The organism is Bacillus sp. Au-Bac7, assembly GCF_021341655.1.
Taxonomy (GTDB): Bacteria; Bacillota; Bacilli; order Bacillales; family Cytobacillaceae; genus Niallia.
Window position 1 is genome coordinate 777729 of record NZ_JAJTTG010000001.1, and the last position, 14128, is coordinate 791856.

At 38.3% G+C, this 14128-nt stretch carries 18 protein-coding genes; 13 read left to right on the plus strand and 5 right to left on the minus strand.

Translation table 11 applies throughout. The annotated features are described in order from the left end of the window. Positions 1-12: 12 nt before the first annotated feature. Entirely contained in the window at positions 13-1029 is a 1017-nt protein-coding gene (locus LXM54_RS04000) for a Gfo/Idh/MocA family protein (RefSeq protein WP_233313794.1), read from the minus strand. 160 nt (positions 1030-1189) lie between these two features. Here LXM54_RS04000 and LXM54_RS04005 point away from each other — a divergent pair, with 160 nt between their 5' ends. The 4 genes from LXM54_RS04005 (at position 1190) to LXM54_RS04020 (ending at position 3866) form a co-directional block, all read left to right on the plus strand. Further along, the gene (locus LXM54_RS04005) at positions 1190-1519 is read left to right on the plus strand and encodes a hypothetical protein (RefSeq protein WP_233313795.1); all 330 of its coding nucleotides are present in this window, start codon (positions 1190-1192) and stop codon (positions 1517-1519) included. Between the two features lie 219 nt (positions 1520-1738). Then, complete coding sequence (locus LXM54_RS04010) at positions 1739-2293, plus strand: GNAT family N-acetyltransferase (protein ID WP_233313796.1); 555 nt, start codon at positions 1739-1741, stop codon at positions 2291-2293. Positions 2294-2315: 22 nt separating this feature from the next. After that, positions 2316-2774, plus strand: a complete 459-nt coding sequence (locus tag LXM54_RS04015; RefSeq protein ID WP_233313797.1) for an NUDIX domain-containing protein — start codon at positions 2316-2318, stop codon at positions 2772-2774. Between the two features lie 111 nt (positions 2775-2885). Continuing rightward, positions 2886-3866, plus strand: a complete 981-nt coding sequence (locus LXM54_RS04020) for a DUF3231 family protein (RefSeq protein ID WP_233313798.1) — start codon at positions 2886-2888, stop codon at positions 3864-3866. A 67-nt stretch (positions 3867-3933) separates the two neighbouring features. On the opposite strand, the gene LXM54_RS04025 is transcribed toward LXM54_RS04020, so the two are convergent. Continuing rightward, positions 3934-4158 (minus strand): alpha/beta-type small acid-soluble spore protein, encoded by a 225-nt coding sequence (locus LXM54_RS04025; RefSeq protein ID WP_233313799.1) that lies wholly within the window; start codon positions 4156-4158, stop codon positions 3934-3936. Positions 4159-4249: 91 nt separating this feature from the next. After that, on the minus strand, positions 4250-4759 hold the full coding sequence (locus tag LXM54_RS04030; RefSeq protein WP_233313800.1) for a CBO0543 family protein: 510 nt from the start codon (positions 4757-4759) through the stop codon (positions 4250-4252). 186 nt (positions 4760-4945) lie between these two features. Here LXM54_RS04030 and LXM54_RS04035 point away from each other — a divergent pair, with 186 nt between their 5' ends. From LXM54_RS04035 to LXM54_RS04050, 5 genes are all read left to right on the plus strand, one after another. Next, entirely contained in the window at positions 4946-5608 is a 663-nt protein-coding gene (locus LXM54_RS04035) for a DUF4272 domain-containing protein (RefSeq protein WP_233313801.1), read from the plus strand. A 177-nt stretch (positions 5609-5785) separates the two neighbouring features. Continuing rightward, on the plus strand, positions 5786-6661 hold the full coding sequence (locus LXM54_RS04040; RefSeq protein WP_233313802.1) for a DMT family transporter: 876 nt from the start codon (positions 5786-5788) through the stop codon (positions 6659-6661). Between the two features lie 15 nt (positions 6662-6676). Further along, positions 6677-7273 (plus strand): dienelactone hydrolase family protein, encoded by a 597-nt coding sequence (locus LXM54_RS04045; RefSeq protein ID WP_233313803.1) that lies wholly within the window; start codon positions 6677-6679, stop codon positions 7271-7273. A 233-nt stretch (positions 7274-7506) separates the two neighbouring features. After that, complete coding sequence (locus LXM54_RS27875; RefSeq protein WP_267913278.1) at positions 7507-7641, plus strand: hypothetical protein; 135 nt, start codon at positions 7507-7509, stop codon at positions 7639-7641. Positions 7642-7842: 201 nt separating this feature from the next. Next, a complete protein-coding gene (locus LXM54_RS04050) occupies positions 7843-8169 on the plus strand; it encodes a YnfA family protein (protein ID WP_233313804.1) in 327 nt (108 codons plus the stop codon). Between the two features lie 36 nt (positions 8170-8205). Here the strand turns inward: LXM54_RS04050 and LXM54_RS04055 are convergent, their stop codons facing one another. Continuing rightward, positions 8206-9123 (minus strand): aldo/keto reductase, encoded by a 918-nt coding sequence (locus LXM54_RS04055; protein ID WP_233313805.1) that lies wholly within the window; start codon positions 9121-9123, stop codon positions 8206-8208. A gap of 186 nt (positions 9124-9309) precedes the next feature. Between LXM54_RS04055 and LXM54_RS04060 the strand changes: the two genes are divergently transcribed. The 3 genes from LXM54_RS04060 (at position 9310) to LXM54_RS04070 (ending at position 11754) form a co-directional block, all read left to right on the plus strand. Then, complete coding sequence (locus LXM54_RS04060) at positions 9310-10461, plus strand: tetratricopeptide repeat-containing glycosyltransferase (protein ID WP_233314751.1); 1152 nt, start codon at positions 9310-9312, stop codon at positions 10459-10461. Between the two features lie 169 nt (positions 10462-10630). Then, positions 10631-10930 (plus strand): antibiotic biosynthesis monooxygenase family protein, encoded by a 300-nt coding sequence (locus LXM54_RS04065; RefSeq protein ID WP_233313806.1) that lies wholly within the window; start codon positions 10631-10633, stop codon positions 10928-10930. A gap of 230 nt (positions 10931-11160) precedes the next feature. Beyond that, positions 11161-11754 (plus strand): cell wall hydrolase, encoded by a 594-nt coding sequence (locus LXM54_RS04070; protein WP_233313807.1) that lies wholly within the window; start codon positions 11161-11163, stop codon positions 11752-11754. 38 nt (positions 11755-11792) lie between these two features. Here the strand turns inward: LXM54_RS04070 and LXM54_RS04075 are convergent, their stop codons facing one another. Continuing rightward, the gene (locus LXM54_RS04075; RefSeq protein ID WP_233313808.1) at positions 11793-12698 is read right to left on the minus strand and encodes a LysR family transcriptional regulator; all 906 of its coding nucleotides are present in this window, start codon (positions 12696-12698) and stop codon (positions 11793-11795) included. 172 nt (positions 12699-12870) lie between these two features. Between LXM54_RS04075 and LXM54_RS04080 the strand changes: the two genes are divergently transcribed. Further along, complete coding sequence (locus LXM54_RS04080) at positions 12871-14121, plus strand: MFS transporter (RefSeq protein WP_233313809.1); 1251 nt, start codon at positions 12871-12873, stop codon at positions 14119-14121. Positions 14122-14128: the final 7 nt, after the last annotated feature.

Genomic DNA, 14128 nt, shown 5'->3' on the forward strand with positions numbered 1-14128 from the left:
TAACCGCCAGCTTTAAAAATGTATTTTCACCCCTTTTTTTGCACTCTCCACTGCACCAAAGACCATCTTCATGCTTTTTATGTTATCTCGGCAATCTGTTTCTGCATTTCTGCCGTTCTCAATGGAAGCAAACATTTCATCAAGACAGCCCCAATGCCCTTCACGAGCTGTCCAGCTGCCTTCATAATTCTTTCTTTCTACTGGATAAATGAAGCTGTCTTCGTTTGAGGTGTTTTTTATTTCTGCATAGAGACTGGTTGTTCCGTCCCATGCTGCACTGCCGCTGCTACCAGTAGCCCGCCAGTCAGATTCCCAGGAGGTGTTAAGTCCCTCTGCACACCAAGAGCCATTATAAGTGAATACAGAGCCGTCATTCATTTCAAAAATGCAGACAGCAGATGCGTTTCCTTTATACCAAGAGCCCTTCGGATTGTATTCATGACAATACACAGAAACAGGGTCTGCCTGCAGAAGGAAGCGTGCTTGATCGAATGTATGGATAGCCATATCCACAATGAGAGGGCTATCCATGATTTCTCGGAAACCGCCAAAATGAGGTCCAAGGAAAAGGTTCGCATGCAAAGAACCTATGTCACCAATCATACCAGAAGCAAGGAGCTCGCCAAAGGCGCGGATTTGCCGGTTATAACGACGGTTTTGCATAACACTGTAGCTCTTTCCAGTCTCCATAGCACAATCAACTAACCGTTGCGCATCCTCAACGGTTTCTGCCATTGGTTTTTCACCAAATACATGACAGCCCGCCTTTAATGCAGCCGAAACAATAAAGGGGTGAGCTGCTGGAATGGTAACATCAAATACAAGGTTTGCTCCAGTGTTTTTGATTGCCTCATTAATATCCGTAAAAACTGGTACTTCTAAATCGAATTTTTCTGCTAAAGTTAACGCCGTTTCTGCATTTAAATCAACAAGTCCTGCTATTACTGCATTCTCGCGCTGCAAAGCATATTCTAACCAAGTATGGGACATGCTGCCGCAGCCGGCAATAATGATTTTATGAGTAGCCAAATGTATCACCTCTATCAGTTTGTTAAGCGTTTTCATATATAGTTATTATAATGTATTCTTCTTCATCATTAAATAGAATTCATTTAAGACCAGGGATAGTTCAATAAGATTTTTTAAAGTTGGCTATACTAACGGCAAAATGATTCAAGGGGGCTTTACGATGCCGAAGAAACATGAAGCTGACAAGGAAGACGCAGCGGCTGAAACAGAATCGAAAGTAGTAGCACTGCATAAAGAGGAGCATAAGGATAAAATAGCGGAGCTTAATCGATTACTAGCGGCAGTGATGACCTACATCTCCGATGATGAAGTAGAAGAAATCGATGTGTCTTATTTACTTGATAATACAAAAGGCTTAAAAGAGTGGTGGGATGAATATAAGGAAAGCAACAGAAAAGTCGTGGAAGAAGAAATCAAAAAGTCCCTCAATAAGCTATCATTGAAGGAATTGGAGCAGATTCGTGAACAAATAAAGGAAAAAAATGAGTAAAGCTTCCGAATGCGGGAGCTTTTTTCTATGCTGAACTTTACAATTTTTAGAAAATATAATTGTAGTGCGTTTCTCGGATTGGTAAAATTGGAATACAATCTCATTATAAATGGTAACAGGGTAGTAAACTCAACTAAAAACTAAAAATTATTAACGTAGGCTCAGACTTCAGGAGCCTTTTTTTCATGTTCCTATTTTTATAGAGGGGTGTTTGTACAAATGAAACTAGCTGAAAAGCAATATGAACGAAATAATCTAGCTTTTTCGATTAGAACAGCAGAAGAAAAGGATTCAGCAAGCTTATCAAATTTGCGGCTGCAGATTGACGGAGAAACGGAAAATATGGATAGAGAAAAGGGAGAGGCCTTTTTGGATGAAGCAGCATTTAAGAAAGTGATAAATGAGGATACTATTGCGAATAACAGCTTGTTTTTGGTTGCTGAGACGGCTGGTAGGCTTGTCGGTTTTTCAAGATGCGAGGGCGGCGCGCTTAAAAGAACAACCCATCGTGCTGAATTTGGGATCTGTGTGTTAAAGGAATTTTGGGGTTGCGGAATTGGCACACTTTTATTGAAGAGCACAATCGAGTGGGCTGATAGCATCCCATTAAAAAAGCTATCATTGTCTGTACTTGAGACAAATCAGAAAGCGATCAGCATGTATACGAAGCACGGCTTTGAAGTAGAAGGAATATTAAAGAATGATAAACGATTAGCTGATGGACGTTTTTACAGCACAATTGTCATGGGCAGACATCACAATATAGAAAGTTAAATGATATAAGGAGTGATGTTAAATGGGAGTAATATTTGGTGCTCGCAACTCAACATTAAAGTATCGGTACCGTAAAGCTGTATATGCAGTCATAATTAAAGATGGAAGCTTGCTTACAGTTATAAATCCTCGCGGTCATTATTTCCTGCCTGGTGGGGGAACAAGAGAGGGTGAAACGAATCTGCAGTGTTTAGAAAGAGAGCTGCTGGAGGAAACTGGCTTTACAATAGCAAATGCTCAATACATCGGACGTGCTGATATGTATTTTCTTTCTCCAAGTGGTGCTCCTATCCATAATGACGGGCACTTTTATTATGCTGCTCTGACTGCACAAAAGAAAAAACCACTTGAACAGGATTATACTACTAAATGGCTTGATATCGAAGATTGTGAGAAATATCTGCATCATGCCCATCATGTGTGGGCTGTTAAAAAGTTTGGAAATGGTTTTAAAGCGAATGGAAATAAAAGCTGCTTTTAGATTAAATATTTTCTGGTTATATATGAATATTATGGTATAGAATTGGTTTCCCAGCAAATACTAATGCTACCGAACTAAATTTCTCAAGTGTTTTGAAGGAGCATAAAACAGATGAAAAATGATCTATTGACCTCTGTCGAACTTGGAGCATTATGGACAACCTACCATAAGAAAACAATGATTTTACGGATTTTAGAGCATCTTATCCAGCATGCTGAAGACAATAAGGCGAAAAGCTTGATGTCCGGGTTATACGAAAAGCTGGAAAAGAAAGTAGAAGAAATGGAAATCATGATTAAAGACGGCGGTGCTGCTCTACCAAGCGGCTTTACTAAAGAAGATATCAATGAACATGCACCTGCTCTTTTCACGAATGGTTTTGATGTAATGTTTTGCCGGATATTAAAGGAGATTAGCATGGGGATGTATGTTCTTCATACAACCATTTCCTATCGAGATGAAATAATCAACTTTTACAGAGAGTTGACGGAATTAACGCATATGTATTACCGGCATTTCACTGATTACTTGCTGGCCAAGGAGTTTTTGCAGCTGCCAACTACAATTAAAATGCCAAATTCCGTTGATTTCATCAGTGATACGTCCTATATGAAAGGAACGAATCTTCTCGGCCAAAAAAGACAGTTAAACACAGTGGAGTATGGACTGCTGCATCATTCTGTTGAAACAAATCTGTTTGGTATGCAGCTGATGAAAGCATTTGCTCAATGTTCTACAGATAGAGAAGCAAAACAATATTTTACTAAAGGTCAGCAGTTATCAGAAGAAATTCTGCAAGGAACAGAAAAAATATTAGTGGAAAACAATATCCCTTCTCCAACATTACCTGGCGGGCTACTAACTTCTTCAACAGAAGCACCGTTTTCTGAAAGACTGATGCTATATTGTACATATTTATTAGGCGGGTTCAGCATTGGCGGGCAAGGTTTCAGCTCTGCATTTATCCTGCGAAATGACGTTATTGCCAAGTCTGCAATCTTTGCAAAGGATGCATTTGAGTATACGATGGAGGGTGCCAAACTGATGATGGAAAAAGGATGGATGGAAGAACCTCCTAAAATGGAGCTTTAATAAAGTTGAATATAAAAAAGGCTATCTTCCATATTAGAAGATAGCCTTATTCCATTATATGAAGTTGTTAGCGAATTACGTTGCCAGATTGACCAGCCAATTGTGATTGAGCTGTTGCAACAAGACGTTTTGTAATTTCTCCACCAACAGAACCATTGGCACGAGCTACTGTTTCAGCGCCAAGTTGAACACCAAACTCTTGTGCAATCTCATACTTCATTTGTTCTAGTGCGGACTCAGCACCAGGTACAAGAAGATTGTTGCTGCTATTACCATTACTGCGATTTGCCATTGTGATTCACCTCCTTGACTATATCATGTACGGTTTTTGAAGGAAGCATGTATAATAAATTCTGGAAGAATATTAGCTATAAAGACTGTTTTTATGATGTTAAAGGAATCTTAAAAAACAATATCAAAAAGATAATAATAACAGCTGAGAGAAGATAGCTTACCAACGGCCGTAGATGATGGAGACGAAGCATTACATACATAACCGTGTAAAAAAGTATTTCCATCCACGCCTTATAGCCGTTTATTAATTCAATACGATTAAAATATAGAAAAAGTGATTCAATTACTAATGAACCAGCAATCCATTGTAAAATATATTTAATTTGTCTGAAGTATCCTCTTTTATTAGGGTAATTAGCCAAGAATAAAAGCGTTATGGACGGCAGATTTATAAAACTGTGCAAGATGTCAACAAGAACAGGATAATCATGAAAGAAATCAGGATTGTATTTCCATAGGAGCTTGTCTGCGCAAAGTAGATTATATAATAAGTCACAGATGATAACATACAGGATGGTAAGATGATAGTGGTGGATTTTCTTCCAATCTTTTCTGAAAAAGCAGATTGATATAAGAATAATGGATAGCAGAAGATGCATATGAAAACTCCCATCACCTATAAAAAATCAGGTCTTAATCTTTTATCTACTTGAATATATTTTCATTAATCAGCACTAATTATTCATAAGTCAGTTATCTATATTTGATTCAAGTAAAAAAAGGAAATGGTATGTTACTGTCGAATTATTTATTGGGTACGTAATGTACATAGAATAAATTTTTTGATGAAAGAAAGTTGGTGGATGATGACCAGCCATATGCTCCGCAAAAGAAAATCAGAAGAGCAATTGCAAAGATTATCTGTGCCTGTTAATAAGCACCTGCCCTATGTCGAGGCAGAGCAATATACAGAAGTTCGTACTAAAGAAGAGATTGTAGACCGCATAATTCCTTTGACTATAGCCGCTGCTAAGGCACTGGGAGCACCTGATGATTTTTTGGAGGAAACAACGGAAGAATTTCAGGCTGCTGCTTTGTTTACAAACGAAGAACGTCAGTTTATGATGGCAGCGATCTTGCCAGAGCAAGCTAAAATTAATTTTTCTTGGAAGCTTGAATGTATTTGGATTTTGATGTGGTCCATTGATCTCGTTCCTGAATTAGGAATGCCTGATCAAACATGTGATGTAGATCTGTTGTTGGAAATGATCCTGGAAAGCTCGCGGACAGAGCTTCTTCATAAGGCCGAACTTAAACCAAAGAGCATGATATTGGATGAGCTTGATTTTATTTATCGTGCTCATTGGGCAGTCCGTGATGCACAGCTAAACGGAACCGAAATTCCTGCTGTCTTTGATGAGGGAGTTGTTTATGAAAGGCATTATGCCTTAAACTGGCTTGTTCATTACATGGATCAAACATGGGATGAGATAAGCACAGATACATAAAATCCAGCTGTCTAAATGACAGCTGGATTTTTCCGCTGCCACTCCTGAGACTTAAGGCGTTAGAATAGGTATAAATGATAGCGTTTTCTCGAACGTTTTTTTCTTAATTGAATACTATTTTTTAAAGGACTTGTACGTAAACAGCCCGTCTATTTTTAGCAGAGGAGGAATAAATGTGTGAAAGGATATGGTTATAATATAGCTTCTATATTAATGATGGGGGTTGGGCCTTTAATTGCAAAGTTTGGCTTGCAAACCATTTCAGCCAGTGCTGCTGCATTTATTAATGCATGCACAATTGTAATTGCGAGTTTTATTTGGGGAATGCTTCGTAAAGAACCAGTTAAGTTTTATGTTTCAAAAGATATGACCTTGTTGTCTGTCTGCAATGTGCTCGGTGTCTTATTTATGTATGTGAGCTTAAGTTTGCTTTCACCTGTACAAGTCGGTTTTCTGGGCCGATTTTACACAGTATTTGCTGTTTTGCTTTCATTTGTTTTGTTAAGAGAAAAAATCTCAAAAACAGAATGGATGCTCGTTCTCCTTGCTGTTGCCGGAACCTTCCTGTTTATTACACCTAAAGACAGCGGAAGTCTGTCAGTTGCAGGAGTCATTTGCGCTCTCCTGTATACGTTCTTCTTTGCTTTATGCAATGTCCTTATAAAATGGCGAATGGAGAAAGGCAGGAATTCTAACTCGATTCTGTTTACAAACAGCCTGTGGACATTTTTTCTTCTTGCACTCTATCTGCTGATTTTTCCTGTAAGCTGGCAAGTGTCTGCTCAAAGTGTTTCTCTTACCGCTGCAGCTTCTCTGATGACAGGGTTTTTAGGAACCTTGTTTTTATATGAGGCATTGAAGCGAATCCGTTTTTCCATTGCAAACATCATGAGAGCTGCCAGTCCAGTTATTCTCGCAATCGTTTCTTATCCATTCTTTCCTGTTCCTTTAACTTCACTAAATATATTAGGAGCGGTCATTCTTTTAGCTTCCATCATTCTTATTGGTATTACAGACTATAAAAAACGCAGACTCAAAAGTTTAGTGGAATAATCCGAGGAGAACCAAATGATAAAAATCATCCAAAATCAACCTAATCTAATCATAGTTGCACATGAGATTTATGGAATAAATGAGCATATAAAATCGTTTTGTGAGCAGGTAGCACAAGCAGGATTTGATGTCGTATGTCCTAATCTGTTGAAAGAACCGCTAGCTTTTTCTTATTCGGAGGAAAAGGAAGCATATCACCATTTCCATACTAACTGCAGCTTTTTAGATAGTAGAGCAAGTTTATGTAAACTTGCTTCAGAAAATAGAAGGGAATATAAGCAGATTTTTATCGTCGGCTTTAGTGTTGGTGCGACAGCTGCATGGTTAGCCTCCTCGAGCACTGCAGACATTGATGGAGCGGTGTGCCTTTATGGATCGAGAATTAGAGACTATACAGAACTTGTGCCTAAATGTCCTGTTTTGCTTGTTTTTCCGGAAGAAGAACAGTCGTTTGATGTTACTAGCTTGATGGATATTTTAGTAAAAAAAGAAGTAAAGCAGGTTAAGTTGGCTGGAAAGCACGGTTTTTGTGATCCGTTTTCTAAAAGTTTCAATATAGATAGTGCGAAAACTGCTTGGAGTCATATGCTTGCCTTTTTTCGTTCTAACTAAAATTGTATAAGGATAATTTTTCCTAGTGTAAAAAACTTCATTTTAGACGATATAAATATAGATAACATAAGAACAATGCCTTGAACTATTGTTATCACTATTGTGTTTTTGCCTTAAAAGAACGGGGACTAACGTTTCTTTTAAGGTTTTTTGACGTAATATATTAAAATAATATTATGATTACATAAATTGGTGGCTGCAAGCGAACAATATCGGTAAAAAGGAGGGTGAATATGAGCAAAAACGAGGATACAACGAGCGAAGGATTGAATCAAATTTTTGAAATTATCAATGCTAAAGGTGATATTGGAGAAATTAAAAAAATTCTCGCAGACTCCAACGAAGAGGAGAATTCTAATCCCGAATAACTTGTATCGCTGCTGCTGCATTCCGACTGGGATGTGGTTTTGTTTTATTTGCACGGAATATAAAAAAGATGGTGTTTATAAGATAGTTAATTAATCTGTCTCTTATTACATAAAATTATGGTTTTTTATAGAGGTTTTGCAGCAGCTATGGTACGATTTGGCAAGGAGTAAGTACCATTATTTATTAGGAGTTATTCATTTATGTTCTATTCCATGCTGATGTTTATTATTGCAGGCTTGGCAGAAATTGGCGGTGGCTATCTCATTTGGCTATGGTTAAGGGAAGGCAAGCCCCTTTCCTTCGGCTTGATTGGAGCGATAGCACTTATACTTTACGGCGTTATTGCCACCTTTCAAACATTTCCGTCCTTCGGCAAGGTTTATGCGGCTTACGGCGGAGTGTTTATTATTCTGTCTGTGCTCTGGGGATGGGGTGTCGATAAAAAAACACCCGATTTTTATGATTGGATTGGTGCCGGTATCTGTCTGCTAGGTGCTGGTATCATTTTGTTTGCACCACGTTCCTAAAAAATGCAGCTTCCGATTGGAAGCTGCATTTTTTATTTATGGAAGTATGTTTCCTGCTGCGCGGAAAATTTCATACCATTCTTCACGAGTTAAAGTGATATCGCTCGCTTTTATACAGTCCTGCAATCTTGATTGGTTCATTGTTCCAATCACTGGCTGCATTTTCGCTGGATGACGTAACAGCCATGCAATTGCAATAGTAGTATTGCTGACATTGTATTTTTTTGCAATTTCATTTATTTTTTGATTTAATTCTGGGAATTTTTCATTGTCCAAAAATACGCCTTCAAAAAATCCATATTGGAATGGTGACCAAGGCTGAATAGTAATATCATGAAGACGGCAAAAATCGAGAATTCCGCCGTCTCTGTTAATGGCCGATTCGTTTTCCATATTGACGTTAAAACCGCTCGAAATCATGGTCGAATTTGTGATGCTTAATTGAAGCTGATTCGCAACAATCGGTTGTTTTACATACTTTTGCAATAGTTGAATTTGCATTGGATTTTGATTGGATACACCAAAATGACGGACTTTTCCTGAGCTTTCCAGGATATCAAAAGCTTCTGCTACTTCTTCTGGTTCAACAAGTGTATCAGGACGATGTAAAAGAAGAATATCAAGATATTCTGTGTTTAATCGTTGTAAGATGCCATCAACAGATTGGAGGATATGGTCTTTGGAAAAATCAAACATTCCCTTGCGAATTCCACATTTGGATTGCAAAATAATATTTTCTCGAACAGTAGGACTCATATGTATAGCGTCAGCGAAAATCTCCTCACAGCTTCCGCCGCCATATATATCTGCATGATCAAAAAAATTAGCTCCTTGCTCTAATGCAGTTTGAATAAAATGCTCCGCTTCTTTTGCTTCAAGCGAATTGATGCGCATACAGCCGACAGAGACAACTGGCACCTCTAAATTGCTTGATCCAAGCTTCATTGTTCTCATGATTTTTCCCCCTTTATGGTTAGTTCACGTACATTACAGAATGTCCCATGAGCCTAAGTTGAATTATAAATGAGAGCGATTTCACCGTCAACTTTAGAGCACAGCTAGGATAATAGCACTTCCGAAAAAAGGTAACGTTCATATTTTAATATAAGCGACAAAGGAGCGGATACTTTGAAGGAGGAAATGGGATTGGAAGCATTCACGAAAAGCATTACACTTTGTATGATTGTTAAAAATGAGTCTAAAATAATCACAAGATGCCTAGATTCAGCTGAAGCGATTATTGATTCTCTCTCCATCTGTGATACAGGTTCGACAGACGACACGGTTAAAATTATCAAAAACTGGGCAAAAGATAATGGCAAAGAATGTACGATTCATCATACTCCATTTCAAAACTTCGGATATAACCGAACACTGTCTGTGAATCTGGCACAAGGTGCCTATCCAGACTCTGATTATCTTTTATTATTGGATGCAGATATGATCCTGCAGAATTCCCTTGCATTTCATGTAAATAACTTAAAAAGTGACCAATATTTAATCATGCAGATGAATCAAGATTTAAAGTATTGGAACACGCGGCTTATCCATGCAAAACGTTCATGGGAATGCGTCGGTGTGACACATGAGTACTGGGAGCTGAAAGAATCTCCTGCCACAGGAACTGTTGGAAAGCTTGAGAATATTTTCATTCTTGATAAGGAAGATGGCGGAAGCAAACAAGATAAGTTTGAAAGAGACAAAAGGTTGCTCGAAGAGGCTGTACAAGACGAGAACCAAAAGCCGCTTTGGCAAAGATATATGTTCTATTTAGCACAAACTTATTATGATTTGCAGGATTACTCCAACGCAATTGAATGGTATAAAAAGCGAATAGCAGAAGGCGGCTGGCAGGAGGAAGTGTATTACAGCATGCTGAAAATTGGTCTTGCTTATGAACAACTCGCGAACCGCTCCTCTGTAAATCTTAAGCGGGAAGAATTGCTGGCATTATCTTTATTTCGATTGCAGCAAGCATGGATGTATAGACCATCAAGAGGTGAAGCCATTTATCACCTCGCTCGGATTCATCGAGAATTAAAAAATTATCAGCTTGCCTATTTATTTGCAGCAGAAGGGAAATCAATTCCGTTCCCAGCAAACGATCTGCTGTTTGTCGATTATACGGTTCATGATTATAGATTTGACTGTGAACTGGCCATTGCAGGCTTCTATATAGAAAAAAACAAACTGTCTGGTAAACAAGCACTTGAACGCTTGCTAGCAAGGAAGGAAGAATTGCCAAGACATTTACATCCATGGCTTGAGCAGACTAGCCAGTATTATCACTAAAAGCACTGAATATTACTTCAGTGTTTTTTTCTATTAAATCTGCTTTTTTATAACCATATCAAAACAGGGTCTCTTCCTTTTAATATTTTCCCCCTCATCAGTGCAGGGATTCTTGAAAGGCACAGAGAATAGTACACAATTACTTAAAATAAATTTGGGGGCAGTAAGAATGATATTGGAAGCAGCCATGCTTAACGTGAAAGAAGGAATGGAGTCGGAGTTTGAACAAGCATTTGCTGAAGCATCGAGCATTATTGCAAGCAAAAAAGGCTATATAGAGCATGAATTGCAGCGCTGTATGGAAGATGTGGGCAAATACTTGCTGTTGGTCAGGTGGCAGACGCTTGAAGATCACACAATCGGGTTTAGGCAATCAGCAGAGTATGAGAACTGGAAAAAGCTGCTTCACCATTATTATGATCCTTTTCCAACGGTAGAGCATTTTAAATCTGTTTATATAAGCAAATAACGAATAAACGATGCAACAATTTCGAAATAATAGTGTAATAATAGAGCTTAGAAGAGAAAGAGAAGCTATTATTTCTGGTAATGCCTGCCTTTTTAAAAGAGCGGACCACTTATCCAGCAAGATATCGAGCATTTTTCTTTTCATGTGTAATATTTTGGCACATGAATATATATATTACATCTGTTAACCTACTAGAGTATTAAAGAATGATTCTAGGAGGTTAACAATCTATGAAAAACTTAAAGAAACTACTTATTGTTTCAACAGTAGCCCTTTCCTTATTTGGGTTTAATACGCAGTCTAAAGCCGCCACCAATCATGTTGTCCAAAGTGGCGAAACTTATTGGATTCTTGCAAATAAATTTGGTGTTTCAGCAAACAGCATAAAAAGCGCAAACGATGCTACAAGCAACATGCTTATTCCTGGTCAATCGCTGACTATTCCTAACTCTACTATCTCAGCAGCTGATAAAGATCTAATGGCACGTCTTGTATCTGCAGAAGCTAAAGGTGAGCCATATGCAGGGAAAGTCGCTGTGGCAACGGTTATTTTAAACAGATTGGATAACAAAGATTTCCCTGATACTATTAAAGATGTAATCTACCAAAAAGACAATGGCTATTATGCCTTCACACCTGTGCAAAATGGAGCAATAAATGAGTCTGCAGATGCAGAGTCGAAAAAGGCAGTAACAGAAGCAATTGCTTCAAGAGGCTACGGACAAGGTTCTCTGTTTTTCTATAACCCAAAAACATCTACAAGTGATTGGATTTTCTCACGTCAAGTGACAATCAAAATTGGTAACCATACGTTTGCAAAATAATTGAATCCTGCATCACTCCATTTTGGAGTGGTGTTTTTTTAGTTAGGAGACATTGCTGATTCTATATATTTCATGAATTTTCTACCAAGCAATGATGGAGTCTTCTTCTTAGGATATACAAAACCAAAAGCGATATGTACAGGCTGGTGATTCAGAATGTTCATTTTTTTTATAGCGTTTTGATTAACAAGGAGAGTATCTCCTTCCTTGTAAAGCTCTGGTGAGAAGGTGATAGCCATGTTTTGAATGACGGCCTTTTTAATGACATCCGTATTATTCGATGTAAACAATATTTGTAAGCTTCCAAATTCAGCAATAAAGTTTTGAACAAACCATTTTACATAATCTCCGTCATACATAACAATCGTTTCATTAATGAGTGCTTGTGGCTCAATGCTATCATTAACAGAAATGGCCGAATCTTTATGTGCGAATACCTTCATTTCCCCTTTATTTAGAAGCTGAAAATCAAGATTTTCCATTTTATCCTTTAGACCATCATGTAGTGTTATCAGTCCAATGTCCAGTTCAAAACGGGTAATATCGTTGATTATTTCATGTGTTTCCTGCTCCATAATCTCAATCTCTACATTTGGATAATCCGCTTTAAAGGCTGCGAGCGGCTCCAGTAAATAGGGCATATAGATTGGGATGGAAGCAAATGTTAGCTTCCCTTGAACATCTTTTGAGTCCTCTTTTATTTCTTCGCGTAATTCCTCTACTTTTAATAAAATTTCCACTGCCTTTTGAATTACTTTTTTGCCTTGTATGGTAGGCAATGTTCCTGTTCTGGCACGGTGAAACAAAACAACACCCAGTTCTTTTTCAAGAGCAGTGATTGATTGGCTCACAGCTGATTGTGTGACATGCAGGTTTTCTGATGCTTTGGAAATTGCTCCTGATTTTGCAACTTCGAGTACATATTCAAGCTGTTCAATCTTCATAGACTCCCACCTTCTATAAGTTTTCCTTACCTTACCTTCAAAAAGTTTAATTTTATTAATCATAAACTACATTATATAATTTATTCAATCTTTTCTTAATGGTTTACTCGGAATTGGTAGAAGGGAGATTCCATAAATTGCTGTCGATTATGCTTCAAAGGAGGAAGGAGTTATGCGTTGGTTGATTTTAGGGGCTGTGTTTTTACTGGCTGTCATTAATTTCGCAGACAAAACAGTGATTGGCTTATCAGCCGTTCCTATCATGAATGATTTGCAGCTCAATTATGAGCAGTGGGGCATTGTGGGCAGTTCATTCTTTTGGCTGTTTTCTGTCGCTGGTATTGTCGGAGCGGCTCTGTCTGATCGGTTTGGGACAGAAAAGATGCTGCTGATTATGGCAATTATTTGGACTATAGCCCAGTCCATCACAGTGTTTGCCGCAGGATTACCGTTTTTAATTATGACTCGTGTGTTACTAGGTGCTGGTGAAGGGCCGTTTTTTGCAACAGCTGTCAGCCATCTTAGCAAATGGTTTGCCCCAGAATCAAGAGGGTTTGCTATTTCGATTCTAAATTTAGGAAATACAGTCGGAAAAGCTGTCTCTGTTCCGGTTTTAATCTGGCTTATCACTCAAACAGGCTGGAAAATGACGTTTTTATTTTTAGGTGGTGTGAGCCTGCTGTTTGTTTTTATCTGGTTATGGCTAGGACGACTCCAGGCTCCTCACACTGTAGAACAAACTTCTGCAAAAACCAAAATAGTCTGGACTGATGTAAGGAAGACCATTTTTTCACCCACCTTTGTATTTACAACAATGATTGCCTTTATTGGTTATAGTGTTATCACCTTCAGTCTTGTCTTTAGTCCAACTTACATAACCGAAGTAAAGGGAATCTCACCAAGTGTAATGGGCTATATGAAAGCGACCGCTGGTGCGACAGGAGCAATTTTGTCTGTCGGACTCTCCGCTTATTCTGACTTTATCTTCAAAAGAAGCAAAAATATATGGCTGTCCCGTGTTTTATTTACATCCATTTGTGCAGCGTTAGCGGGGATAGTATTTTTCTTTTTTACCATAACAGAGTCTGTAGCACTTATGACGCTTATTTTAATTTTAGAAAACGGGCTGATTATGCTTATTTTCACACTCGGTCCGCAAGTTGTAAACAGCTTGATGCCTGAGAGAAAAGGGCTGATGTCAGGTATTATGATGGGATTAGCGACAACCTCAGGTATTATTGCGCCAATAATTTTTGGCAAAGTGATTGATGCATCTGGTGATTCGCTTACCGGATTTACCGGAAATATACAGGCGATGGCAATCCTGCTGATAATTAGTGCAGTCCTGTTTGCATTGTTTGCAAGGCCGGCTCAGAAAGAAATAATCCCAGGTCAACAAAATATGGGAATTCATTTAAAATAGGAGGAAA

What these genes read in the sequence shown, in the direction of transcription:
- LXM54_RS04005 (WP_233313795.1), top strand. Translation starts at nt 1,190, where the DNA reads ATGCCGAAGAAACATGAAGCTGACAAGGAAGACGCAGCGGCTGAAACA.
- LXM54_RS04010 (WP_233313796.1), top strand. Translation starts at nt 1,739, where the DNA reads ATGAAACTAGCTGAAAAGCAATATGAACGAAATAATCTAGCTTTTTCG.
- LXM54_RS04015 (WP_233313797.1), top strand. Translation starts at nt 2,316, where the DNA reads ATGGGAGTAATATTTGGTGCTCGCAACTCAACATTAAAGTATCGGTAC.
- LXM54_RS04020 (WP_233313798.1), top strand. Translation starts at nt 2,886, where the DNA reads ATGAAAAATGATCTATTGACCTCTGTCGAACTTGGAGCATTATGGACA.
- LXM54_RS04025 (WP_233313799.1), bottom strand. Translation starts at nt 4,158, where the DNA reads ATGGCAAATCGCAGTAATGGTAATAGCAGCAACAATCTTCTTGTACCT.
- LXM54_RS04030 (WP_233313800.1), bottom strand. Translation starts at nt 4,759, where the DNA reads ATGCATCTTCTGCTATCCATTATTCTTATATCAATCTGCTTTTTCAGA.
- LXM54_RS04035 (WP_233313801.1), top strand. Translation starts at nt 4,946, where the DNA reads ATGAAAGAAAGTTGGTGGATGATGACCAGCCATATGCTCCGCAAAAGA.
- LXM54_RS04045 (WP_233313803.1), top strand. Translation starts at nt 6,677, where the DNA reads ATGATAAAAATCATCCAAAATCAACCTAATCTAATCATAGTTGCACAT.
- LXM54_RS27875 (WP_267913278.1), top strand. Translation starts at nt 7,507, where the DNA reads ATGAGCAAAAACGAGGATACAACGAGCGAAGGATTGAATCAAATTTTT.
- LXM54_RS04050 (WP_233313804.1), top strand. Translation starts at nt 7,843, where the DNA reads ATGTTCTATTCCATGCTGATGTTTATTATTGCAGGCTTGGCAGAAATT.
- LXM54_RS04055 (WP_233313805.1), bottom strand. Translation starts at nt 9,123, where the DNA reads ATGAGAACAATGAAGCTTGGATCAAGCAATTTAGAGGTGCCAGTTGTC.
- LXM54_RS04060 (WP_233314751.1), top strand. Translation starts at nt 9,310, where the DNA reads ATGGGATTGGAAGCATTCACGAAAAGCATTACACTTTGTATGATTGTT.
- LXM54_RS04065 (WP_233313806.1), top strand. Translation starts at nt 10,631, where the DNA reads ATGATATTGGAAGCAGCCATGCTTAACGTGAAAGAAGGAATGGAGTCG.
- LXM54_RS04070 (WP_233313807.1), top strand. Translation starts at nt 11,161, where the DNA reads ATGAAAAACTTAAAGAAACTACTTATTGTTTCAACAGTAGCCCTTTCC.
- LXM54_RS04075 (WP_233313808.1), bottom strand. Translation starts at nt 12,698, where the DNA reads ATGAAGATTGAACAGCTTGAATATGTACTCGAAGTTGCAAAATCAGGA.
- LXM54_RS04080 (WP_233313809.1), top strand. Translation starts at nt 12,871, where the DNA reads ATGCGTTGGTTGATTTTAGGGGCTGTGTTTTTACTGGCTGTCATTAAT.